The sequence below is a fragment of the Roseitalea sp. MMSF_3546 genome (assembly GCF_030732865.1).
Classification (GTDB): Bacteria; Pseudomonadota; Alphaproteobacteria; order Rhizobiales; family Rhizobiaceae; genus Roseitalea.
The window spans coordinates 1-22,311 of the sequence record NZ_JASHKB010000039.1 but is presented as its reverse complement, the minus strand read 5'-3'; the positions used below and the strand labels follow the sequence as shown (position 1 = coordinate 22,311).

Annotated in this window: 17 protein-coding genes, 1 tRNA gene and 1 pseudogene; 17 read left to right on the top strand and 2 right to left on the bottom strand. The window is 65.2% G+C overall.

Annotated elements, in window-relative coordinates; genetic code table 11:
* Both RBB34_RS18780 and RBB34_RS18775 read left to right on the top strand, forming a co-directional pair.
* The coding region (locus RBB34_RS18780; RefSeq protein WP_306120292.1) for a hypothetical protein at positions 1 to 81 on the top strand (81 nt) is incomplete at its 5' end.
* Between the two features lie 314 nt (positions 82 to 395).
* The gene (locus tag RBB34_RS18775) at positions 396 to 2,228 is read left to right on the top strand and encodes an OmpA family protein (RefSeq protein WP_306120775.1); all 1,833 of its coding nucleotides are present in this window, start codon (positions 396 to 398) and stop codon (positions 2,226 to 2,228) included.
* A gap of 149 nt (positions 2,229 to 2,377) precedes the next feature.
* On the opposite strand, the gene RBB34_RS18770 is transcribed toward RBB34_RS18775, so the two are convergent.
* Entirely contained in the window at positions 2,378 to 3,382 is a 1,005-nt protein-coding gene (locus RBB34_RS18770) for an AraC family transcriptional regulator (RefSeq protein WP_306120774.1), read from the bottom strand.
* Between the two features lie 138 nt (positions 3,383 to 3,520).
* On the opposite strand from RBB34_RS18770, the gene RBB34_RS18765 reads away from it, so the two are divergent.
* The 11 genes from RBB34_RS18765 to rpoC all read left to right on the top strand — a co-directional run bounded on the left by RBB34_RS18765 (position 3,521) and on the right by rpoC (position 17,924).
* Positions 3,521 to 3,973 carry a cupin domain-containing protein gene (locus RBB34_RS18765; protein ID WP_306120773.1) on the top strand — a complete coding sequence of 151 codons (453 nt, stop codon included), beginning with the start codon at positions 3,521 to 3,523 and terminating at the stop codon, positions 3,971 to 3,973.
* A 22-nt stretch (positions 3,974 to 3,995) separates the two neighbouring features.
* Positions 3,996 to 5,483, top strand: a complete 1,488-nt coding sequence (locus tag RBB34_RS18760; RefSeq protein WP_306120772.1) for an NAD(P)/FAD-dependent oxidoreductase — start codon at positions 3,996 to 3,998, stop codon at positions 5,481 to 5,483.
* Between the two features lie 70 nt (positions 5,484 to 5,553).
* Positions 5,554 to 5,629, top strand: a tRNA-Trp gene (locus tag RBB34_RS18755).
* Positions 5,630 to 5,854: 225 nt separating this feature from the next.
* Positions 5,855 to 6,055, top strand: a complete 201-nt coding sequence (gene secE, locus RBB34_RS18750) for a preprotein translocase subunit SecE (protein WP_306120776.1) — start codon at positions 5,855 to 5,857, stop codon at positions 6,053 to 6,055.
* Positions 6,056 to 6,086: 31 nt separating this feature from the next.
* Positions 6,087 to 6,617, top strand: a complete 531-nt coding sequence (gene nusG / locus RBB34_RS18745; protein WP_306120771.1) for a transcription termination/antitermination protein NusG — start codon at positions 6,087 to 6,089, stop codon at positions 6,615 to 6,617.
* A 161-nt stretch (positions 6,618 to 6,778) separates the two neighbouring features.
* A complete protein-coding gene (rplK, locus tag RBB34_RS18740; RefSeq protein WP_306120770.1) occupies positions 6,779 to 7,207 on the top strand; it encodes a 50S ribosomal protein L11 in 429 nt (142 codons plus the stop codon).
* A 2-nt stretch (positions 7,208 to 7,209) separates the two neighbouring features.
* Positions 7,210 to 7,911, top strand: coding sequence for a 50S ribosomal protein L1 (gene rplA, locus RBB34_RS18735; RefSeq protein WP_306120769.1), 702 nt, complete (start codon positions 7,210 to 7,212; stop codon positions 7,909 to 7,911).
* A gap of 358 nt (positions 7,912 to 8,269) precedes the next feature.
* Positions 8,270 to 8,788 carry a 50S ribosomal protein L10 gene (gene rplJ, locus RBB34_RS18730; RefSeq protein WP_306120768.1) on the top strand — a complete coding sequence of 173 codons (519 nt, stop codon included), beginning with the start codon at positions 8,270 to 8,272 and terminating at the stop codon, positions 8,786 to 8,788.
* Positions 8,789 to 8,837: 49 nt separating this feature from the next.
* The gene (rplL, locus tag RBB34_RS18725) at positions 8,838 to 9,218 is read left to right on the top strand and encodes a 50S ribosomal protein L7/L12 (RefSeq protein ID WP_306120767.1); all 381 of its coding nucleotides are present in this window, start codon (positions 8,838 to 8,840) and stop codon (positions 9,216 to 9,218) included.
* A 243-nt stretch (positions 9,219 to 9,461) separates the two neighbouring features.
* Entirely contained in the window at positions 9,462 to 13,604 is a 4,143-nt protein-coding gene (gene rpoB, locus RBB34_RS18720; RefSeq protein ID WP_306120766.1) for a DNA-directed RNA polymerase subunit beta, read from the top strand.
* A 111-nt stretch (positions 13,605 to 13,715) separates the two neighbouring features.
* On the top strand, positions 13,716 to 17,924 hold the full coding sequence (gene rpoC, locus RBB34_RS18715) for a DNA-directed RNA polymerase subunit beta' (RefSeq protein ID WP_306120765.1): 4,209 nt from the start codon (positions 13,716 to 13,718) through the stop codon (positions 17,922 to 17,924).
* A gap of 276 nt (positions 17,925 to 18,200) precedes the next feature.
* Here rpoC and RBB34_RS18710 read toward each other — a convergent pair.
* Positions 18,201 to 18,491, bottom strand: a pseudogene (locus RBB34_RS18710) (hypothetical protein); the annotation flags it as partial.
* Between the two features lie 407 nt (positions 18,492 to 18,898).
* On the opposite strand from RBB34_RS18710, the gene rpsL reads away from it, so the two are divergent.
* The 4 genes from rpsL to RBB34_RS18690 all read left to right on the top strand — a co-directional run.
* Positions 18,899 to 19,270, top strand: a complete 372-nt coding sequence (rpsL, locus tag RBB34_RS18705; protein WP_026479049.1) for a 30S ribosomal protein S12 — start codon at positions 18,899 to 18,901, stop codon at positions 19,268 to 19,270.
* 87 nt (positions 19,271 to 19,357) lie between these two features.
* Positions 19,358 to 19,828 (top strand): 30S ribosomal protein S7, encoded by a 471-nt coding sequence (gene rpsG / locus RBB34_RS18700; RefSeq protein WP_306120764.1) that lies wholly within the window; start codon positions 19,358 to 19,360, stop codon positions 19,826 to 19,828.
* 32 nt (positions 19,829 to 19,860) lie between these two features.
* Positions 19,861 to 21,951, top strand: a complete 2,091-nt coding sequence (fusA, locus tag RBB34_RS18695; RefSeq protein ID WP_306120763.1) for an elongation factor G — start codon at positions 19,861 to 19,863, stop codon at positions 21,949 to 21,951.
* A 64-nt stretch (positions 21,952 to 22,015) separates the two neighbouring features.
* Positions 22,016 to 22,311 (top strand): GTP-binding protein (locus RBB34_RS18690; protein WP_306120762.1); only part of this gene is annotated, 296 nt, incomplete at its 3' end.

Below are 22,311 nucleotides of genomic sequence, written 5' to 3'. Positions count from 1 at the left end.
ATGGAAGAACGCCTGCGCTTTGCCATCCGCGAGGGCGGCCGCACCGTCGGCGCCGGCATCGTGGCGAAGATCATCGAATAGGCGCGTTCGCAGGACCACCCGATCCCGGTCCTGCGCCCGCGAACACGGCCGCCTGAGGTTGGTGGTGCGTGATGCCGGATGGGCCGACGGCCCATTCGGACGGCGCGAACGAGGGTTTTGACGTCCGCGCTTTGCCGGCATCGCCGCCCGGGCCAACGCACGCTGCGGTCGATGACCCGATCCTTCAGCCCGATCCCAATGGCCGCGCGAGCGGCCAATTTTCGTCATGGTCTCAAGGGCCCGTCCGGCCGGGCGGGAACGTCTCCGGCAGGCCGGCGTTGCTGCGCCGAAGGGGCGTCACTAGGAGACAGAACATGACGCGACGACTTCTTGAAACCACGACAGCAATAAGCCTGCTCGCCATCGTGGCCGGGGCGGGCCCGGCGCACGCGCAGGAGCCTGGCGCGACCGGCGACGGTCAGGCCTCGGCACTGGTGCAGTGCGTGATCGAACAGCGGCCCTGCCCGCCCGCATCCGATGCGGAGATCGGCGCTGCCGCGCAGATTCTCGCCGAGCGAACCGGCGCGACGCCGCAACAGGCCGAGACCCAGCTGCGCGCCGCGATCGCCGCCAATGCCGAAACCGAACAGCCAATGGCCGAAGAGGGGGAACGCGAAGGCGAGCCGCAGGCCGCCACGGAAGCCGAGCCCGAGGCCGAGCCGCAGGCCGAGACTGAAGCCGAGGCGCAGGCCGCGCCCGAGACGACGCCCGAACAGCCCGAAGAGGCCATGGAAGCCGCCGAGGACGCACAGGAAGAAGCTGCGGAAGCGGTCGAGGACGCGCTGCCCGAGGGCGAGCCGGAGGCTGAGGCAGAGGCCGAGCCGGAAGCCGAGGCGGAGGCCGAACCGGAGGCGGAAGCGCCCGAAGAGGCCGATGGGCCGACCGATGCCCTCGATGAGGCGATGGAGGCCGCCAGACAGGGTGAGAGCGCTGACGAGGACGCCGAGGTGGCGCCCGAAGACACCGCCGCCGAGACGCCGGCCGAGGCCGGGGACGAAACGCCCGCCGAACCGGCAACCGAGGAGCGGCCGCAACGCGAACTGACCGAACGTGAGCGCGTGGAGCGTGCCCAGCGACGCGCCGAAACGATCGCGGAGCGACTGCGGTCCGAGGCACTTGCGGACGCCGAAGAACAGTTGGAAGCCGATCTCGATGCCGAAGCGCCGGCGCAGGCCGATGTGGAGGTGGAAACCGTGACCGAGCAGGCCGCCCGCGCCAGTGACGAGGAGGTGGCCGACGACGCCGTGGTCGAGCAGGACACGCAGGCGCTGCTGCGCGACATTCTGGGCGTCGCCGCCGGCGTTGCCATCGGTTCGGTGCTTGGCCAGGACACCCAGATCGTCGAGCGCGTCGGCGACCGGGTCGTCGTCGAGCGCAATGGCGAACTCGTCGTGCTCCGTGACGACAACGAACTGCTCAGGCGGCCGGGCGCCCGGGTGCGCACCCGCACCTTTGCCGATGGCAGCACGCGCACCGTCATCGTTCGGGACAATGACGTGCGCATCGTTACCATCCGCGCCGCCGATGGCACGATCCTCTATCGCGCCCGCGTTGCGCCCGATGGTGACCGCGTCGTGCTGATCGACGAGCGCCGGGCCGATATCGAACCGGTGGACGTGCGAGAGCTGCCGCAGCCGCGCCGGGAGCGCGTCATCGAGTATCGCCAGGCGCAGCCGGAGACGATACGGCGGGCGCTGACGGCCGAGGCGCAGCAGCTCGAGCGGCGCTATTCGCTGCAGCAGGTCCGCGAAGTCGAACAATTGCGGGCACTGATGCCGCGCATCGATATCGCCATCAACTTCGCCTTCGATTCGGCGGCCATACCGCCGAACGAGGCCCGCGCGCTGACGGCACTGGGCGAGACTATGGCGGCGATGATCGAGGCGGACCCCGACGAACTCTTCCTGGTCGAAGGCCACACCGACACGGTCGGCCCGGCCGCCTACAATCTGGCATTGTCGGACCGTCGTGCCGAAAGCGTCGCGCTTGCGCTGACCGAGTATTTCGGCGTGCCGCCCGAGAACATGATCACGCAGGGCTATGGCGAGCGCTATCTGAAGGTCGAGGAAGCCGGGCGCATTCGCGCCAACCGCCGCGCGGTCGTGCGCCGCATCACCCCGCTGATCCAGTCAGCCCCGGCGCGCTGACGTCAAGGCGTTCACGGCAGGCCGGGGCTTTCCGGCCTGTCGTCCCCGGCGCCTGAATTCGCGGCAAAACGATCGGCCGCAACGATCACTTCCAGAACGCTCCAGCGTGAGCTCTGCGCCGGCAATCGCCGCCGGATCGCCAGGGGCGATCACGGCGCCGCCCGGCCGCAGCGCATCGCCAGGGCGCGGGCGCGTGTCTGGCTCGGCAATTGCCCGAACCGCTCGCGATAATGGCGTGAGAATCGGCCGAAGTGGAAAAACCCCCAGCGTGCGGCGACCTCAGTCACAGTTGCCTCATCGTGCCCCGAGGCCAGTTCGCAATGGGCGCGCATCAGGCGCTCGGCCTTCAGCGTCTCGATCGGCGTGCGCCCGTAGCTTGCCTTGAAGCCATGTTGCAGCGTGCGCGCCGGCACGCCCGCCGCGCGGGCGATGTCCTCGAGCCGGACATCGCAATCGGCATGGCTGCGGATGAAGGCCATGGCCCGGCGGCACTGGGCCGGCGAGGCGCCGGCGCATTGCGAGGCCGCCAGCGGCTGGATGTTTCCGGGCTGCAAGGCCAGCAGATCGGCCAGCACCTCCTGCTCCAGGATCGTCTGGCTGACCGCGCGTGCATTGCCGAACAGACGACCCTCGTCGGCGGCCGCCACCAGCGCCAGCACCTTGCGCCGCCAGGCCGACAGCGCCGGCCGCCGGAAATCCATCACCGGATCGAACACCACCGGCGCGCTCAACGGCCGGTCGAGTTCGACCTCGGCGAACGCCCGCAGCGCCTCGACCGGGATGTAGAGCAGCAATTGCTCGCAATCGGCGTGCCAGACCATGCGCGTGTGCCGGTCCGGGTTCAGGATCGCCGCCGTGCCCGGGTCCGAGACGAATGCGGTGCCGCCATTGGCGATCTCGGCGCCGCCGTGCAGCGGGATCTGGATCAGGTAGAAACGATTGAGTTCGCCCGGCTCGATCAGCACGCGCGCGCCGTAATGGATGAAGTTCAGCGAGAACAGCCCGCCGGCCGCGACCCGGTGGCGGGCATGAAATCGCGGCGCCTCGGCCTGCATCTCCAGCCTGTGGGCGCAGAAGCGGCGCGCGACCTGCTCGCGCGCCTCGTCCATGTGGCGCGTGTTCAGGATCTCGAACTGCTCAAGCGGTCGGTTCATGGCACCGATCCCCACTTTGTTGCGCAAAGTGGATAGTCACGATCGCGCGCGATCTGAATTGTTCAAGCCTAAAGCATGGCGTGGCCCTGTCAAACCGGACGCCGGGCCAGCCCAGACAGGCAAGCATGGGAGGAAATCATGGCCGGAAATCTCGAATTGGGCGTCACCCGCGCGGACGAGGGCGTCCAGGACCGTTCCTGGAACGTCGTCGGACACACCTATACGCCCAAGCTGTTGTGCAACAACGCCTTTCTCTGGCACGCCGTGATCCCGGACGGAACCGGCGTGCCGCCGCACATCCACCCCACCCAGGACGAGTGGATCAACGTGCTGACCGGCAATCTGGAAGTCGAGTTCGGCGATGACGTCCACAAGGCCGGCCCCGGCGACATGATCCGCATGCCGATGGGCATCGCGCACGCGATCTGGAACCGCTCGGGCGCCGAGGCGACCTGCGTGTTCGGCGTCGCCCCCGCGCGCAAGCTGTTCGACCTGTTCATCGCGCTCGACGGCGTCACCGATCCCGAAGAGCTCGTGCGCCTTTCGGCGGCCCACGAGGTGGATTTCCTGCCGCCGCCCGAGGCGGCCTGATCGTGGTGCGGGGAGGACCATCATGATCAAGCGCAAGCGTGTCGCCGTCATCGGCGGTGGCGTCAGCGGCCTGGCCGCGGCCAAGGCGTTCGACGCGCGCGGCCACCGCGTCGTCGGCTTCGAGCGCAGCCACGATTTCGGCGGCGTGTGGGAGCTTTCGCGCTCCTATCCGGGCGTGCAGACGCAGTCGCCCAAGGACCTTTACTGCTTCACCGACATGCCGATGCCGGCCGACTATCCCGAATGGCCCAAGGGGCCGCAGGTGCATGCCTATCTGCATGCCTATGCCGACAAGCACCGGCTCGGGCGGCTGTTCCGTCTGAACACCAACGTCGTGACGATGGATCGGCGACCCGATGGCGCGCCGGGCTGGCGGCTCGAGCTCGAGGCGGCCGGCAATCGATGGGCCGAGGATTTCGACTTCGTCGCCGTGTGTACCGGCCAGTTTTCCGAAAAGAACGTCATCACCCACCCCGGCCAGGAGGCGTTCGTCGCCCGCGGCGGGCAGGTGATGCACTCATCGGAATATACCGACCCCGAACTGGCGCGCGGCAAGCGCGTGGTCGTGCTGGGCGGTTCGAAATCGGCGACCGACCTGGTCGTCAACGCCGCCGAGAACGGCGCCCGGTCCGTCACCATGGTCTATCGCGAGGATGTCTGGCGCGTGCCCTATTTCGTCGGCGGCATCAACTTCAAGCACCTTTTGTACATGCGCGCCCAGGAAATGCAGTTCAACGGCTGGGGCCGCACCGGCGCCGCGCGCGCCATGGCGGCGGTGACCGCGCCGCTCGTGTGGGCCAATTTCCGTGGGCTCGAAACCCTGCTCAAGCTGCAACTGGGTTTGAGAAAATGGGACATGGTGCCCGATGTGCCGATCGAAAAGGCGGTCTCCTGCTCGCTGCCCATCGTCACGCCCGGCCTGTTCGAGAGCTTCAGGAGCGGCAAGGTGCGGCCGGTGAAAGGCACCTTCGAGCGCTATGAGGGCGACGAGGTTGTGCTGACCAATGGCGAGCGGGTGGGCTGCGACATCGCCATCCTCGCCGTTGGCTGGAAACTGGGCGTGCCGTTCCTGCCCGACTGGGCGCGCGACGCGCTGATCGAGCCGGACGGCCAGTACCGCACCTATCGGCTGGCGGTGAACCCCGACCTTCCGGAAATGGGCTTTGTCGGCTTCAATTCGAGCTTTTGTACCCTGTTGTCGGCCGAAATGGTCGCCAACTGGCTGGTCCGCTATGCCGACGGCCAGCTTGCCCGTCAGCCATCGGATGCGCAGATGCGCGCCGACATCGACGCCAATCTGCGCTGGCGGCGCACCGAGCGTCCGGCCGCCCGGGTCTATGGCGGGCTGTGTTCGGCGCCGTTCCACTTCCGGCATTTTGACGAATTGCTGGCCGACATGGGCTGCCGCACGCGCCGCAACGCCAATCCGCTGGCCGAGACCTTCTCCTATCCGCGCGCGCCCGCCTATGGCCGCTATCTGGCCAGCGCCCCGCAATATTTGGCCGGATGACCGGTCGGGGCAGGGGCCATGAACGCTCTTGCCCCCGGCGGCGAAACCAAATAGATGACGGATGTCGCCAAGGGGTATAGCTCAGTTGGTAGAGCGTCGGTCTCCAAAACCGAAGGTCCACGGTTCGAGCCCGTGTGCCCCTGCCATCGCTGGCCCGATTTTTTGCCCGCCCGCCCTTGATCTCGGTCCGAATCCTCGCTAAGTGCAAATTTGCGCCGGCATTGCCCAGACGGGCGGGGTGCGCGTTTACCGGACAGATGGGCTTTCGACATTGACATCGCGTGGTTTGTGCGATGCGGCGGTCAGCCTGTCAGATGTGACACAAAGGCGAGCGGCGTTCGGCGCGAGACGCCCGATCGGAACGAAGCATAATCATGGCACGCACCAATCCGTTCACCTTCATCCAGCAGGTGCGCGCGGAAACGGCCAAGGTGACCTGGCCGTCGCGGCGCGAGACCCTGATCTCCACGATCATGGTCCTGATCATGGTGTTCATCGCGGCGTTCTTCTTTTTCACGGTCGACCAGATCTATTCGTGGATCTTCGACATGGTGTTCGGTCTTGCCGAATAAGCAATTCAACTGACGGGATTTTCCGACGCATATGACGGCGCGGTGGTACATCGTTCACGCCTATTCGAACTTCGAGAAGAAGGTTGCCGAGGCGATTGAGGAAAGCGCCAAGGCCAAGGGGCTTTGGGACAGGTTCGAGCAGATTCTCGTGCCCACCGAGAAGGTTATCGAGGTGCGCAAGGGTCGCAAGGTCGACGCCGAGCGCAAGTTCTTCCCGGGCTACGTTATGGTGCGCGCGCATCTGACCGACGATGTCTATCACCTGATCAAGAACACGCCGAAGGTGACCGGTTTTCTGGGATCTGACAACAAGCCCGTTCCGATCTCGGACCGCGAGGCCGAGCAGATCCTGGGCCAGATCCAGGAGGGTGTCGAGCATCCCAAGCCGTCGGTTTCCTTCGAGGTGGGCGAGAGCGTGCGCGTGACCGAGGGCTCCTTCGCCTCGTTCAACGGCATCGTTCAGGAGGTCGACGAGGAGCGCTCGCGCCTGAAGGTGGAGGTTTCGATCTTCGGGCGCGCGACGCCCGTCGATCTCGAATTCGGGATGGTCGAAAAGGGCTGACCCGGAGGCGTCGCGCAAGCGGCGCCAGACGCTGCGGGCAGGGCAAGCAACTGCAGGCGGCGTCCGCGCGGCGGGAGAATGGGTGCCTTGGCCCGGCGCCCGGTCGCACCGCCAACGTCTCGAACGCCGGGTGACGCCGGCCATGAAAGGAAGACGCATCAATGGCTAAGAAAGTTGCAGGGCAGCTCAAGCTGCAGGTGCCCGCGGGCGCTGCCAATCCCTCGCCGCCCATCGGGCCGGCGCTGGGTCAGCGCGGCATCAACATCATGGAATTCTGCAAGGCGTTCAATGCCGCCACGCAGGAGATGGAAAAGAACGCGCCGATTCCGACGACGATCACCTATTATCAGGACAAGTCGTTCACCTTCAAGACCAAGACGCCGCCGGCCGCCTATCTGCTCAAGAAGGCGGCGGGGCTGAAATCGGGGTCGAGCACGCCCGGCAAGACGACCGCCGGCAAGGTCAGCCGCGACAAGGTCCGCGAGATCGCCGAACTGAAGATGAAGGACCTCAACGCCGCCGACATCGAGGCCGCCATGCGCCAGATCGAGGGTTCGGCCCGGGCCATGGGCCTGAAGGTGGAGGGCTGACGATGGCCAAGCTTACAAAGCGCGTCAAGGCGCTGCGCGAGGGGCTCGACCGGACCGCCGTCCTGCCGCTTGACCAGGCCGTGGCCATGGTCAAGCAGCGCGCGACCGCCAAGTTCGACGAGACCATCGAGGTCGCCATGAATTTGGGTGTCGACCCGCGCCACGCCGACCAGATGGTGCGCGGCGTTGTCAACCTGCCCAACGGCACCGGCCGTCAGGTGCGCGTGGCCGTGTTCGCCCGCGGCGACAAGGCCGAGGAGGCCAAGGCCGCCGGGGCGGACATCGTCGGCGCCGAGGATCTGGTCGAGGCCGTCCAGAACGGGCAGATCGATTTCGACCGCTGCATCGCGACGCCCGACATGATGCCGCTGGTCGGCCGGCTCGGCAAGGTGCTCGGCCCGCGCGGTCTGATGCCCAATCCCAAGGTCGGCACGGTGACGCCCGATGTCACGGCCGCGGTCAAGGCCTCCAAGGGCGGCGCCGTTGAGTTCCGCGTCGAAAAGGCCGGCATCGTTCATGCGGGCGTCGGCAAGGCGTCCTTCGATGCCGATGCGATCGCCGAGAATGTGAGGGCCTTTGCCGACGCGGTGCAGAAGGCCAAGCCGTCCGGCGCCAAGGGTACCTATGTCAGGAAGGTGGCGATTTCCTCGACCATGGGCGCCGGCGTCAAGGTCGACCCGGCGAGCCTTTCGGCCGCCCAGTGATCGAGATGGCCGGCCGGTCGCGACGAGCGCCAGGCCGGCATCGAGAAATTCCGACGCGGCTTGTCCGGGTCGGATGGCCGGGAAACCGGTCCCTGTCCGAGATTGCAGGCGGCTCGCCTTAATTCGTCATCGAGCCTGCATGAGACGGGTGCGAACGCAATCGATGCCGCAGGGCGGAATGCCCCGTGGCGGAGACGGGTTCGAACCGTATTGCCTTGTGCCGCACGGGTCCTTCCGGACACCGCGGTGTAGGGGGGCAGGATCCTTACGCGTCGCGGCGCGGGACCTGTCCCGCATTGCGGCAAAGGCAAACCGCGGCGGGTGGCTCCGGCCGGCCGTCGCATAACGGAGAGACGAAGTGGAAAGAGCGCAAAAACGCGAATTCGTCACTCAGCTGAACACGGTCTTCAAGCAGTCCGGTTCGGTTGTGGTGGCCCACTACACGGGTCTGACCGTTGCGGAAATGGGCGATTTTCGCTCACGGATGCGCGATGCGGGCGGAACCGTGAAGGTCGCAAAGAACCGCCTTGCCAAGATCGCTCTTCAGGGCACGGAAGCCGAAGGCATGTCCGACCTGTTTCAGGGTCAGACGCTGATTGCCTATGCCGAAGATCCGGTGACGGCTCCCAAGGTGGCAAACGACTTCGCCAAGGGCAACGACAAGCTCGTTCTTCTCGGCGGGGCGCTTGGCGCCACGGTTCTCGATGCGAACGGGGTGAAGGCTCTGGCCGAACTGCCCTCGCTCGACGAACTGCGCGCCAAGCTGGTCGGCATGATCCAGACGCCGGCCTCGCGTCTTGCCCAGGTCACGAGTGCGCCCGCAAGCCAGCTTGCGCGCGTGTTCGACGCCTATGCCCGGAAGGACGAGGCGGCATAGCTGCAAACGTCAAACCAAGTGTTCGAACCAATCCCAAGGAAGTTGAAAAATGGCCGATCTTGCCAAAATCGCTGACGATCTGTCGTCGCTGACCGTCATGGAAGCCGCCGAGCTGTCCAAGATGCTCGAGGAGAAATGGGGCGTTTCCGCCGCCGCGCCGGTGGCCGTCGCCGCTGCCGGCGGTGGCGCTGCCGCCGAAGCCGCGCCGGAAGAGGAAAAGGATGAATTCGACGTCATCCTGGAAGCGGCCGGCGACAAGAAGATCAACGTGATCAAGGAAGTGCGCTCCATTACCGGCCTTGGCCTGAAGGAAGCCAAGGACCTGGTCGAAGGCGCGCCCAAGCCCATCAAGGAAGCGGTCTCCAAGGGCGAAGCCGAGGAGATCGTCAAGAAGCTCGAAGAGGCCGGCGCCAAGGCCTCGATGAAGTAATCGCGTATGGCGCGGGCGGGCTGCGGCCCGCCCGGTCGCCGCAGGTGATCTGCGAACCCTTTTCCCGAAGCCTGGGCGGCAGGCTTCCGGAAACGGGTTTTCTCCGTTTCAGGCGCGCCAGCGGGCGCGCGACAGCCGCAAGACCGGGCGCATGGGTCTTCGGCAACCGTTTGGCCGGGCGCGGTGTGGTGACCGCCCGGCACAACCGAACCGCCCGGCCGGGCGTTACGACGAGGAGCGGCAATGGCTCAGACCATTTCTTTCAACGGTCGCAGACGAGTACGCAAATTCTTTGGCGACATTCCCGATGTCGCCGAAATGCCCAACCTGATCGAGGTGCAGCGCGCATCCTACGATCAGTTCCTGATGATGGACGAACCCGAGGGCGGACGGTCCGACGAGGGCCTGCAGGCCGCCTTCAAATCCGTGTTTCCGATTTCCGACTTCGCGGGCACCGCGATGCTCGAATTCGTGCGCTATGACTATGAGGCGCCCAAATTCGACGTCGAGGAGTGCCGCCAGCGCGATCTGACCTATTCGGCGCCGCTCAAGGTGACGCTGCGCCTGATCGTGTTCGATGTCGACGAGGACACCGGCGCCAAGTCGGTCAAGGACATCAAGGAGCAGGACGTCTATATGGGCGAAATGCCGTTGATGACCGACAACGGCACCTTCATCGTCAACGGCACCGAGCGCGTGATCGTCTCCCAGATGCACCGCTCGCCCGGCGTGTTCTTCGATCACGACAAGGGCAAGACCCATTCGTCTGGCAAGTTGCTGTTCGCCGCCCGCGTCATTCCCTATCGCGGCTCCTGGCTCGACATCGAGTTCGATGCCAAGGACATCGTGCATGCGCGCATCGACCGTCGCCGCAAGATCCCGGTGACCTCGCTTCTGATGGCGCTTGGCATGGATCCCGAGCAGATCCTTGCGACATACTACAATTTCATCACCTACGAACGCGACGGCCAGAGCTGGCGGATTCCGTTTTCCGCCGAACGCCTGAAGGGCGCCAAGCCCGTGGTCGACCTGATCGACGCCGATTCCGGCGAAGTGGTCGTCGAGGCGGGCAAGAAGGTGACGGCCCGGCTCGCACGCCAGCTCGACGAAAAGGGCGTCAAGGCCCTCAAGGCGACCGAGGAAGACCTGTACGGCGCCTATCTGGCCGAGGACATCGTCAACCCCGAGACCGGCGAGATCTATCTGGAGGCCGGCGACGAGATCGACGACAAGACCCTTCAGGTGCTCGTCGAGAGCGGCCAGACGGGCTTCCCCGTGCTCGACATCGACCATGTCAATGTCGGTCCCTATATCCGCAACACGCTGGCCGCCGACAAGAACGAAAGCCGCCAGGACGCGTTGTTCGACATCTACCGGGTCATGCGCCCGGGCGAGCCGCCGACCATGGAGACGGCCGAGGCGATGTTCAACTCGCTCTTCTTCGACCCCGAGCGTTATGACCTTTCCGCCGTCGGCCGGGTCAAGATGAACATGCGCCTTGGCCTGGACGTCGAGGATTCGGTGCGCGTGGTGCGCAAGGACGATATCGTCGAGGTCGTGCGCACGCTGCTCGATCTGCGCGACGGCAAGGGCGAGGTCGACGATATCGACAATCTGGGCAATCGCCGCGTGCGCTCGGTCGGCGAACTGATGGAGAACCAGTACCGCGTCGGCCTGCTGCGCATGGAGCGCGCCATCAAGGAACGCATGTCCTCGATCGATATCGACACGGTCATGCCGCAGGACCTGATCAACGCCAAGCCGGCCGCCGCCGCGGTGCGCGAGTTCTTCGGCTCGTCCCAGCTCTCCCAGTTCATGGACCAGACCAACCCGCTCAGCGAGATCACCCACAAGCGCCGCCTGTCGGCGCTCGGTCCGGGCGGTCTGACCCGCGAGCGGGCGGGCTTTGAGGTGCGCGACGTGCACCCCACCCACTATGGACGCATCTGCCCCATCGAGACGCCCGAAGGGCCGAATATCGGCCTGATCAACTCGCTGGCGACGTTTGCGCGCGTCAACAAGTACGGCTTCATCGAAAGCCCGTATCGCCGGGTGGTCGATGGCCGTGTCACCGACGAGGTCGTCTATCTGTCGGCGATGGAGGAGGCCAAGCACTACGTCGCCCAGGCCAACGCCGAAATCGACGACGAGGGCGCCCTGACGACCGAATTCGTCATCGCCCGCCATGCCGGCGACGTGATGATGGCGCCGCGCGAGAACATCGACCTGATGGACGTCTCGCCCAAGCAGCTCGTCTCGGTCGCCGCCGCGCTGATCCCGTTCCTGGAGAACGACGACGCCAACCGCGCGCTGATGGGCTCGAACATGCAGCGCCAGGCCGTGCCGCTGGTGCGTGCCGAGGCGCCCTATGTCGGCACCGGCATGGAGCCGATCGTCGCCCGCGATTCCGGTGCGGCGATCGCCGCGCGCCGCTCGGGCGTCGTCGACCAGGTCGATGCGATGCGTATCGTCATCCGGGCCACCGAGGAGCTCGATCCCGGCGAACCCGGCGTCGACATCTACCGGCTGCAGAAGTTCCAGCGCTCCAACCAGTCGACCTGCATCAACCAGCGTCCGCTGGTGCGCGTGGGCGACCGGATCGAGAAGGGCGACATCATCGCCGACGGGCCGTCGACCGATCTGGGCGACCTGGCGCTGGGCCGCAACGTGCTGGTCGCCTTCATGCCGTGGAACGGCTATAATTACGAGGATTCGATCCTGCTGTCCGAGCGCGTGGTGCGTGACGACGTGTTCACCTCGATCCACCTCGAAGAGTTCGAGGTGCACGCCCGCGACACCAAGCTGGGGCCCGAGGAGATCACGCGCGACATCCCCAACGTGTCGGAGGAGGCGCTCAAGAACCTCGACGAGGCGGGCATCGTCTATATCGGTGCCGAGGTCGGACCCGGCGACATTCTCGTCGGCAAGATCACGCCCAAGGGCGAGTCGCCGATGACGCCGGAGGAAAAGCTCCTGCGCGCGATTTTCGGCGAGAAGGCCTCCGATGTGCGCGACACCTCCATGCGCATGCCGCCCGGCGGGTTCGGGACCGTGGTCGAGGTGCGCGTGTTCAACCGCCACGGCGTCGAAAAGGACGAGCGGGCCATGGCGATCGAGCGCGAGGAGATCGAGCGCCTGGCCAAGGACCGCGACGACGAGCAGTCGATCCTCGACCGGAACACCTACAGCCGCCTGTCGCAGATGCTCATGGGCCATGAGGCGATCGCCGGCCCCAAGGGCTTCAAGAAGGGCACGGCCATCGATCAGCAGGTTCTCGACAGCTATCCGCGGTCGAACTGGTGGCAGTTCGCCGTTGCCGACGAGAAGGTTCAGGATGCGCTCGAGGCGCTGCGCAACCAGTATGACGAGACCAAGAAGCAGCTCGAGCAGCGCTTCATGGACAAGGTCGAAAAGGTGCAGCGCGGCGACGAGATGCCGCCTGGCGTGATGAAGACCGTCAAGGTGTTCGTCGCCGTCAAGCGCAAGATCCAGCCCGGCGACAAGATGGCCGGCCGCCACGGCAACAAGGGCGTGGTCAGCCGCATCCTGCCCAATGAGGACATGCCGTTCCTCGATGACGGCACCCATGTCGACATCGTGCTCAACCCGCTCGGCGTGCCCTCGCGCATGAATGTCGGCCAGATCCTGGAGACCCATCTGGGCTGGGCCTGCGCCGGCATGGGCCGCAAGATCGAGCAGATGATCGAGGCCTACCGGCAAAGCGGCGACGTGGCGCCGCTGCGCACGACGCTCGAGGACATCATGCCCGACAACCGGCGCAACGAGCCGGTGCGGCAGATGGATGATGAGTCCGTCGTAAGGGTCGGTGAGCAGTTCAGCCATGGCGTGACCATCGCCACGCCAGTCTTCGACGGCGCCAATGAGGACGAGATCAACGACATGCTGACCAAGGCCGGTCTGCATGACAGCGGTCAGTCCGTCCTTTATGACGGTCGCACCGGCGAGGCCTTCGACCGGCCGGTGACGGTGGGCTATATCTACATGCTCAAGCTGCACCACCTGGTCGACGACAAGATCCACGCCCGCTCGATCGGTCCGTACTCGCTGGTCACCCAGCAGCCGCTGGGCGGCAAGGCGCAGTTCGGCGGCCAGCGCTTCGGCGAGATGGAGGTCTGGGCGCTCGAGGCCTATGGCGCTGCCTACACGCTGCAGGAGATGCTGACCGTCAAGTCCGACGACGTCGCCGGCCGCACCAAGGTCTACGAGGCGATCGTGCGCGGCGATGACACCTTCGAGGCCGGCATTCCCGAGAGCTTCAACGTGCTCGTCAAGGAAATGCGCTCGCTGGGTCTGAATGTGGAGCTGTCCTCGACGCGGCCGATCCTCGACGACACGCCCGAGGCGCTGCCCGACGCGGCCGAATGACGAACAAGGCGGCTGGCCGGCGCTCGCGTGCCGGCCGCCGGCCAAATCGATCGAAGGTGGCGTCGCCGCCACCGCCATTGAATGGGCCAGCGGCCCGAAAAGGAGCACGGCATGAATCAAGAGGTTGCAAATCTCTTCAATCCTCAGGCCACCTCACAGAGTTTCGATTCCATCCGGATCTCGATCGCCAGCCCGGAGAAGATCCAGTCCTGGTCGTTCGGCGAGATCAAGAAGCCCGAGACGATCAACTACCGCACGTTCAAGCCCGAGCGTGACGGGCTGTTCTGCGCGCGCATCTTCGGTCCGATCAAGGACTATGAGTGCCTGTGCGGCAAGTACAAGCGGATGAAGTACAAGGGCATCATCTGCGAGAAATGCGGCGTCGAGGTCACGCTGTCGCGCGTGCGCCGCGAGCGCATGGGCCATATCGAGCTGGCCGCGCCCGTCGCCCACATCTGGTTCCTCAAGTCGCTGCCGAGCCGCATTGCCACGCTGCTCGACATGACGCTCAAGGACATCGAGCGGGTTCTTTACTTCGAGAACTACATCGTCACCGAGCCCGGCCTGACCCCGCTGCAGGAGCGCCAGCTGCTGTCGGAGGAGGAGTCCATGATGGCCGCCGAGGAGTATGGCGAGGACCAGTTCACCGCCATGATCGGCGCCGAGGCGATCCAGGAAATGCTCGCCTCGATGGATCTGCCGAAGATCGCCGCCGACCTGCGCGACGAACTGGCCCAGACCACCTCCGAACTGAAGACCAAGAAGCTGATGAAGCGGCTCAAGGTCGTCGAGAATTTCGTCGATTCGGGCAACCGGCCCGAATGGATGATCATGAAGATCATCCCGGTCATCCCGCCGGACCTGCGCCCGCTGGTGCCGCTCGATGGCGGCCGGTTCGCGACCTCCGACCTCAACGATCTGTACCGCCGCGTCATCAATCGCAACAACCGTCTCAAGCGGCTCATGGAGCTGCGCGCGCCGGGCATCATCATCCGCAACGAAAAGCGGATGCTGCAGGAATCGGTCGATGCGCTGTTCGACAACGGTCGCCGCGGCCGCGTCATCACAGGCGCCAACAAGCGGCCGCTGAAATCGCTGTCGGACATGCTCAAGGGCAAGCAGGGCCGCTTCCGCCAGAACCTTCTGGGCAAGCGCGTTGACTATTCGGGCCGTTCGGTGATCGTCACCGGCCCCGAACTCAAGCTGCACCAGTGCGGCCTTCCCAAGAAGATGGCGCTGGAGCTGTTCAAGCCGTTCATCTATGCGCGCCTTGACGCCAAGGGCTATTCGTCCACCGTCAAGCAGGCCAAGAAGCTGGTCGAAAAGGAAAAGCCCGAGGTCTGGGATATCCTGGACGAGGTCATCCGCGAGCATCCCGTGCTGCTCAACCGGGCGCCGACGCTGCACCGGCTGGGCATTCAGGCCTTCGAGCCGGTGCTCATCGAAGGCAAGGCGATCCAGCTTCACCCGCTGGTCTGCACCGCCTTCAATGCCGACTTCGACGGCGACCAGATGGCCGTGCACGTGCCGTTGAGCCTTGAGGCGCAGCTCGAGGCGCGCGTGCTGATGATGTCGACCAACAACATCCTGCACCCGGCCAACGGCCAGCCCATCATCGTGCCCTCCCAGGACATGGTGCTGGGACTGTATTACCTGTCGATCGTCGCCGAGAACGAGCCGGGCGAGGAGATGGTGTTCGCCGATATGGGCGAGTTGCACCATGCGCTCGAGAACAAGGTCGTCACGCTTCACACCCGCATCAAGGGTCGTTTCAAGACGGTCGATGCCAACGGCAACGCGGTCAGCGAATTGCACGACACAACGCCCGGCCGCATGATCATCGGCGAATTGCTGCCGCGCAACGCCAATGTGCCCTTCGACATCTGCAACACCGAGATGACCAAGAAGAACATCTCGAAGATGCTCGATGTGGTCTATCGCCATTGCGGGCAGAAGGAGACGGTGATCTTTGCCGACCGGATCATGGACCTGGGCTTCCGCCATGCCTGCACGGCCGGCATCTCGTTCGGCAAGGACGACATGGTCATCCCCGCCTCCAAGGCCAATATCGTCGAGGAGACCGACCGGATCGTCAAGGAATACGAGCAGCAGTACAATGACGGCCTGATCACCTTCGGCGAGAAGTACAACAAGGTCGTCGATGCCTGGGCGCGCTGCGACGATCGGCTGACCGAGGAGACCATGGCCGGCATCCAGGCGGTGCAGTTCGACGAAACCGGTCGCCAGAAGCAGATGAACTCGATCTGGATGATGGCGCGGTCCGGCGCCCGCGGCTCGACCCGCCAGATGAAGCAGCTCGCCGGCATGCGCGGCCTGATGGCCAAGCCTTCCGGCGAGATCATCGAGACGCCGATCATCTCCAACTTCAAGGAAGGCCTGACCGTGAACGAGTACTTCAACTCGACCCACGGCGCCCGCAAGGGCCTGGCCGACACCGCCTTGAAGACGGCGAACTCGGGCTATCTGACCCGCCGCCTGGTCGACGTCGCCCAGGACTGCATCATCACCGCCGACGACTGCGGCACCGGCAAGGGCCTGACCATGACGCCCATCGTCGATGCCGGCCAGGTGGTCGCCACGCTTGGCCAGCGCATTCTGGGCCGTACCGTGCTCGAGGACGTGGTCAACCTGAAGACCGACGAGGTGCTGGTTCCGGCCGGCACCATGGTCGAGGAGGCCCATGTCGACGCCATCGAGGCGGCCGGCATCCAGTCGGTGAAGATCCGCTCGGCGCTGACCTGCGAGATGCAGTCGGGCGTGTGCGCGGTCTGCTACGGCCGCGACCTGGCGCGCGGCACCCCGGTCAACCATGGCGAGGCCGTCGGCGTCATCGCCGCCCAGTCGATCGGCGAGCCGGGCACGCAGCTCACCATGCGGACCTTCCACATGGGCGGGACGGCGCAGGTCGTCGACACCTCCTTCGTCGAGGCCTCCTATGACGGTGTCGTCGAGGTCAAGAACCGCAACGTGGTGCGCAACTCCGACAACGAGCTGATCGCCATGGGCCGCAACATGGCCGTCATCATCAAGGACGAGAAGGGCGAAGAGCGCGCCACCCACAAGCTGACCTACGGCGCCAAGCTGATGGTCGACGACGGCGACCAGATCAAGCGTGGCCAGCGCCTGGCCGAGTGGGACCCCTATACCCGTCCGCTGATGACCGAGGTCGAGGGCACGGTGTCCTTCGAGGATCTGGTCGACGGCATCTCGATGCAGGAATCGGCCGACGAGAACACCGGCATCACCAAGCGCGAGGTCATCGACTGGCGGTCCAATCCGCGCGGCGCCGACCTCAAGCCGGCCATCACCGTGCTCGGCGCCGATGGCGAAGTCGCCAAGCTTGCCCGCGGCGGCGATGCCCGCTTCATGCTGTCGGTCGATGCGGTTCTGTCGGTCGAGCCGGGCGAGAAGGTCAAGCCGGGCGATGTGATCGCGCGTATTCCGATGGAGAGCGCCAAGACCAAGGACATCACCGGCGGTCTGCCGCGGGTGGCCGAACTGTTCGAGGCGCGCCGGCCCAAGGACCACGCCATCATCGCCGATATCGACGGCACGATCCGCTTCGGGCGCGACTACAAGAACAAGCGCCGCATCGCGATCGAGCCGGCCGAGGAAGGGGTCGAGCCGGCGGAATATCTCATTCCCAAGAGCCGGCCGTTCCACCTTCAGGATGGCGACCCGATCGAAAAGGGCGACTACATCCTGGACGGCAATCCGGCCCCGCACGACATCCTCGCGGTCCGGGGCGTGGAGGCGCTGGCCTCCTATCTGGTCAACGAGATCCAGGAGGTCTATCGCCTGCAGGGCGTGGTCATCAACGACAAGCACATCGAGGTGATCGTTCGCCAGATGCTGCAGAAGATCGAGATCACCGAGCCCGGCGATTCGGGCTATATCGCCGGCGACAGTGTCGACCGCATCGAGTTCGAGGACGTCAATGAACGGCTCGTCGAGGAGGGCAAGCAGCCCGCCAAGGGCGACCCGGTCCTGCTGGGCATCACCAAGGCATCGCTGCAGACGCCGTCCTTCATCTCGGCCGCCTCGTTCCAGGAAACGACCAAGGTGCTCACCGAGGCGGCGGTCGCCGGCAAGATCGACACGCTGCAGGGGCTCAAGGAGAACGTCATCGTCGGCCGCCTCATTCCGGCCGGGACGGGCGGCGCGATGAACCAGATCCGGCGCATCGCCACCTCCCGCGACGACCTCATCCTGGAGGAACGCCGCAAGCAGGCCGACGCCGAGGCGGCCGAAGCCATGCTCGAGGACATGCGCGAGGAGGAAAGCGCACCGGCCGAATAGGGCCGGCTGGCTTCACGTCGGCATTGCGACAGACACCGAAAGGCCGGGGCGGCGACCGCCCCGGCCTTTGCTTTGGGTGGATGCTCGCGCGGCGCATGTCGGCGCGCTGACATCGTCGTCGGCTGGCCAGCGCCGGATCGAATGCCGAAACGACACAGGACGGCGAAGGAGGCGAAGCGGACGTCAGCCGTCCGGCTTCCACCCCTTCAGCACTTCGAACGGATGGACGTTGTCGACCGGTTCGTCCTCGCCATCGGCCAGCGGGCCGTCCGCCTCCGAAAAGCTCACGATCGCCACTTCGCCCTCCATCGCGCCCTGATAGGCCGAGGCGTGCGGCTCCTCGTCGGGCGCGTCGGTCAGCGTGCCGATCTGGTCGAATTCGGCCTCCGCATAGCCGTCGCCGGCCAGCGCGTTCAGCGCCTCGCGGATCGCGGTGTCATCGTCGGGCGCCTTGAGCAGGATGTGCACCGGAATCGCCGGCGCCTCCTGCTCGGCCCACACCCGGCCGACGAGGATATAGACGGCGCCGTGCGCGTCGGCGCCGCCGGTGTTGAGGGGGTCGGACATGGTGGCTCCTGCGGGCTGTGACTTCGGTTGCAACGCGCAAGCCATGCATTGGTGCCGCGCCGGCGTAAAGGCCGGGGGGCAAATCGGCCAAAAAACCACGTTTCCCGGTGGTTTGACTGTTGACGCGGCCCGGCGCTGCCAGTACATACCGCGCAACGAGTCGATGTGGAGCATCGGCGTCGGCGCTTTTGTATGTGCCAGACTTACGCTCCAGACACGGCTCAGAAAACGGCGCAAACCGATACGCAAGCACGAAGCGTCTCGCTTCCTCTGCAAGTGACGGGCAATCCGCGTTGATGCGGCGTTGCCCATTGTCGTTTTGCCTGCACCATTAAGACAGGCGCGCACCGCGTGCCGGCAATGACCACCGATTGCGCTCAGGACGCATTCGCAGCAAGGACGGCGTGATGCCCACAGTCAACCAGTTGATCCGCAAGCCCCGCGTGGCACCGGTCAAGCGCAACAAGGTTCCGGCCCTGCAGGCCAACCCGCAAAAGCGCGGCGTGTGCACCCGTGTTTACACGACCACGCCGAAAAAGCCGAACTCGGCGCTGCGCAAGGTCGCCAAGGTGCGCCTGACCAACGGCTTCGAGGTGATCGGCTACATTCCCGGCGAGGGCCACAATCTGCAGGAGCACTCGGTGGTCATGATCCGTGGCGGGCGCGTCAAGGACCTGCCCGGCGTGCGCTATCACATCCTGCGTGGCGTGCTCGACACGCAAGGGGTCAAGAACCGCAAGCAGCGCCGCTCCAAATACGGCGCCAAGCGTCCGAAGTGACGTGAGCTTGGGGAGCCTCGCCCCGGACGACGCGCAACGGCGATCCGGATCGGGTTCCTCGGTATGGTTTTGAAGGAAAGAAGCTAGATGTCCCGTCGTCACAGAGCCGAAAAGCGCGAAATCAACCCCGATCCCAAGTTCGGCGATCTGGTCGTGTCCAAGTTCATGAACGCCATCATGTATGACGGCAAGAAGTCGGTCGCCGAGCGGATCGTTTACGGCGCGTTCGACAACATCGCCGAAAAGACCAGCCAGGAGCCGGTCGAGGTGTTCCATGCCGCGCTCGACAACGTGGCGCCGCATGTCGAGGTGCGCTCGCGGCGCGTGGGCGGGGCGACCTACCAGGTGCCCGTCGATGTGCGTCCCGAGCGGCGCCAGGCGCTCGCGATCCGCTGGATGATCACCGCCGCGCGCAAGCGCAACGAAACCACCATGGTCGATCGTCTGTCGGGCGAGTTGATGGACGCGGCCAACAATCGCGGCTCTGCCGTCAAGAAGCGCGAAGACACGCACAAGATGGCCGAGGCCAACCGCGCCTTTTCCCATTACCGCTGGTAACCGCACGCACGTTCCAAAGAGGCACTCCTCCCATGGCCCGCGACTACGAACTCAAAGACTACCGCAATTTCGGTATCATGGCGCATATCGACGCCGGCAAGACCACGACGACCGAGCGGATCCTGTTCTACACCGGCAAATCGCACAAGATCGGTGAAGTCCATGACGGCGCGGCCACCATGGACTGGATGGAGCAGGAGCAGGAGCGCGGCATCACCATCACGTCGGCCGCCACCACCACCTTCTGGGAAGGCCGCGACGGCAAGAAGCGCCGCTTCAACATCATCGACACGCCCGGCCACGTCGACTTCACCATCGAGGTCGAGCGGTCCTTGCGCGTGCTCGACGGCGCCATCGCGCTGCTCGATGCCAATGCCGGCGTCGAGCCGCAGACCGAGACCGTCTGGCGCCAGGCCAACAAGTACAACGTGCCGCGCATGATCTTCGTCAACAAGATGGACAAGATCGGCGCCGACTTCTTTCGTTGCGTCGAGATGATCAAGGAGCGCCTTGGCGCCCGCCCGGTCGTCATGCAGCTTCCGATCGGTGCCGAGAACGACTTTGCCGGTGTCATCGATCTGATCGAGATGAAGGCGCTGGTCTGGAAGTCGGAGAATCTGGGCGCCGAATGGGACATTCGCGACATCCCCGACGACATGGTCGCGCAGGCCAATGAATACCGCGAAAAGCTCGTCGAGGTCGTCGTCGAGGCCGACGACGACGTGATGGAAGCCTATCTGGAAGGCAACGAGCCCGACAACGACACCATCCGCCGCCTCATCCGCAAGGGCACCTGCGGCGTCGAGTTCTTCCCGGTGTTCTGCGGTTCGGCCTTCAAGAACAAGGGCGTGCAGCCGCTTCTCGATGCGGTGGTCGACTACCTGCCAAGTCCGCTCGAGGTCGCCTCGATCCGTGGCATCGACGCCAAGACCGGCGAGGAGACGACCCGCAAATCGTCCGACGACGAGCCGCTGTCGATGCTCGCCTTCAAGATCATGAACGATCCCTTCGTCGGTTCGCTGACCTTCTGCCGCATCTATTCGGGCAAGCTCGAGACCGGCTCGTCGCTGATGAACACGGTCAAGGAAAAGCGCGAGCGCATCGGCCGCATGCTGCAGATGCACTCCAATTCTCGCGAAGACATCAAGGAAGCCTTCGCCGGCGACATCGTCGCCATTGCCGGCCTCAAGGAAACCACGACGGGCGACACGCTGTGCGATCCGCTCAGGCCGGTGATCCTCGAGCGCATGGAATTCCCCGAGCCGGTGATCGAGATCGCCGTCGAGCCCAAGACCAAGGGCGACCAGGAGAAGATGGGGCTGGCGCTCAATCGCCTTGCCGCCGAGGACCCTTCCTTCCGCGTCAAGTCGGACGAGGAATCGGGTCAGACGATCATCGCCGGCATGGGCGAGCTGCATCTCGATATCATCGTCGACCGCATGAAGCGCGAATTCAAGGTTGAGGCCAATATCGGCGCGCCGCAGGTCGCCTATCGCGAGACGATCACCCGCGAGACCGAAATCGACTACACCCACAAGAAGCAGTCGGGCGGTTCGGGCCAGTTCGCGCGCGTCAAGATCCGCTTCGAGCCCAACCCCGAGGGCGACGAGTTCGCCTTCGAGAGCGTCGTCGTCGGCGGCAACGTGCCCAAGGAATACATTCCGGGCGTCGAAAAGGGCATCCAGTCGGTCATGGACGCCGGCCCGGTCGCCGGCTTCCCCATGCTCGGCGTCAAGGCGACGCTGCTCGACGGTGCCTATCATGACGTCGACTCCTCGGTGCTGGCCTTCGAGATTGCCGCCCGTGCCGCCTTCCGCGAAGGCGCGCAGAAGGCCGGCGCGCAGCTTCTCGAGCCGATCATGAAGGTCGAGGTCGTCACGCCGGAGGACTATATGGGCGATGTCATCGGCGACCTGAACTCGCGCCGCGGCCAGATCGCCGGCACCGAGACGCGCGGCATCGACACGGTGATCAGCGCCATGGTGCCGCTCGCCAACATGTTCGGCTACGTCAACTCGCTGCGCTCGATGAGCCAGGGGCGGGCGCAGTACACCATGCATTTCGACCATTACGATCCGGTGCCGCAGGCCGTGGCGCAGGAGATCCAGGCGAAGCTTGCCTAACAATCGCCGGCACACCGGCATCAAGACACAGATTTGGCCCTTGCGGGCATGGATGGAGTAGAAAATGGCCAAGGCAAAGTTTGAGCGCACCAAGCCGCACGTGAACATTGGCACGATCGGTCACGTCGACCATGGCAAGACGTCGCTGACGGCGGCGATCACCAAGTTCTTCGGCGATTTCCAGGCCTATGACCAGATCGACGCGGCGCCCGAGGAGAAGGCGCGCGGCATCACCATCTCGACGGCGCATGTCGAATACGAGACCGACAACCGGCACTATGCCCATGTCGACTGCCCGGGCCATGCCGACTACGTCAAGAACATGATCACGGGCGCTGCGCAGATGGACGGCGCGATTCT

Bases quoted from the DNA above. Each gene is read 5' to 3' on its own strand.
- rplA (WP_306120769.1), top strand. From the start codon at position 7,210: ATGGCCAAGCTTACAAAGCGCGTCAAGGCGCTGCGCGAGGGGCTCGAC.
- rplL (WP_306120767.1), top strand. From the start codon at position 8,838: ATGGCCGATCTTGCCAAAATCGCTGACGATCTGTCGTCGCTGACCGTC.
- rpoC (WP_306120765.1), top strand. From the start codon at position 13,716: ATGAATCAAGAGGTTGCAAATCTCTTCAATCCTCAGGCCACCTCACAG.
- rpsG (WP_306120764.1), top strand. From the start codon at position 19,358: ATGTCCCGTCGTCACAGAGCCGAAAAGCGCGAAATCAACCCCGATCCC.
- rpoB (WP_306120766.1), top strand. From the start codon at position 9,462: ATGGCTCAGACCATTTCTTTCAACGGTCGCAGACGAGTACGCAAATTC.
- RBB34_RS18760 (WP_306120772.1), top strand. From the start codon at position 3,996: ATGATCAAGCGCAAGCGTGTCGCCGTCATCGGCGGTGGCGTCAGCGGC.
- fusA (WP_306120763.1), top strand. From the start codon at position 19,861: ATGGCCCGCGACTACGAACTCAAAGACTACCGCAATTTCGGTATCATG.
- RBB34_RS18775 (WP_306120775.1), top strand. From the start codon at position 396: ATGACGCGACGACTTCTTGAAACCACGACAGCAATAAGCCTGCTCGCC.
- nusG (WP_306120771.1), top strand. From the start codon at position 6,087: ATGACGGCGCGGTGGTACATCGTTCACGCCTATTCGAACTTCGAGAAG.
- RBB34_RS18770 (WP_306120774.1), bottom strand. From the start codon at position 3,382: ATGAACCGACCGCTTGAGCAGTTCGAGATCCTGAACACGCGCCACATG.
- rplK (WP_306120770.1), top strand. From the start codon at position 6,779: ATGGCTAAGAAAGTTGCAGGGCAGCTCAAGCTGCAGGTGCCCGCGGGC.
- rpsL (WP_026479049.1), top strand. From the start codon at position 18,899: ATGCCCACAGTCAACCAGTTGATCCGCAAGCCCCGCGTGGCACCGGTC.
- RBB34_RS18765 (WP_306120773.1), top strand. From the start codon at position 3,521: ATGGCCGGAAATCTCGAATTGGGCGTCACCCGCGCGGACGAGGGCGTC.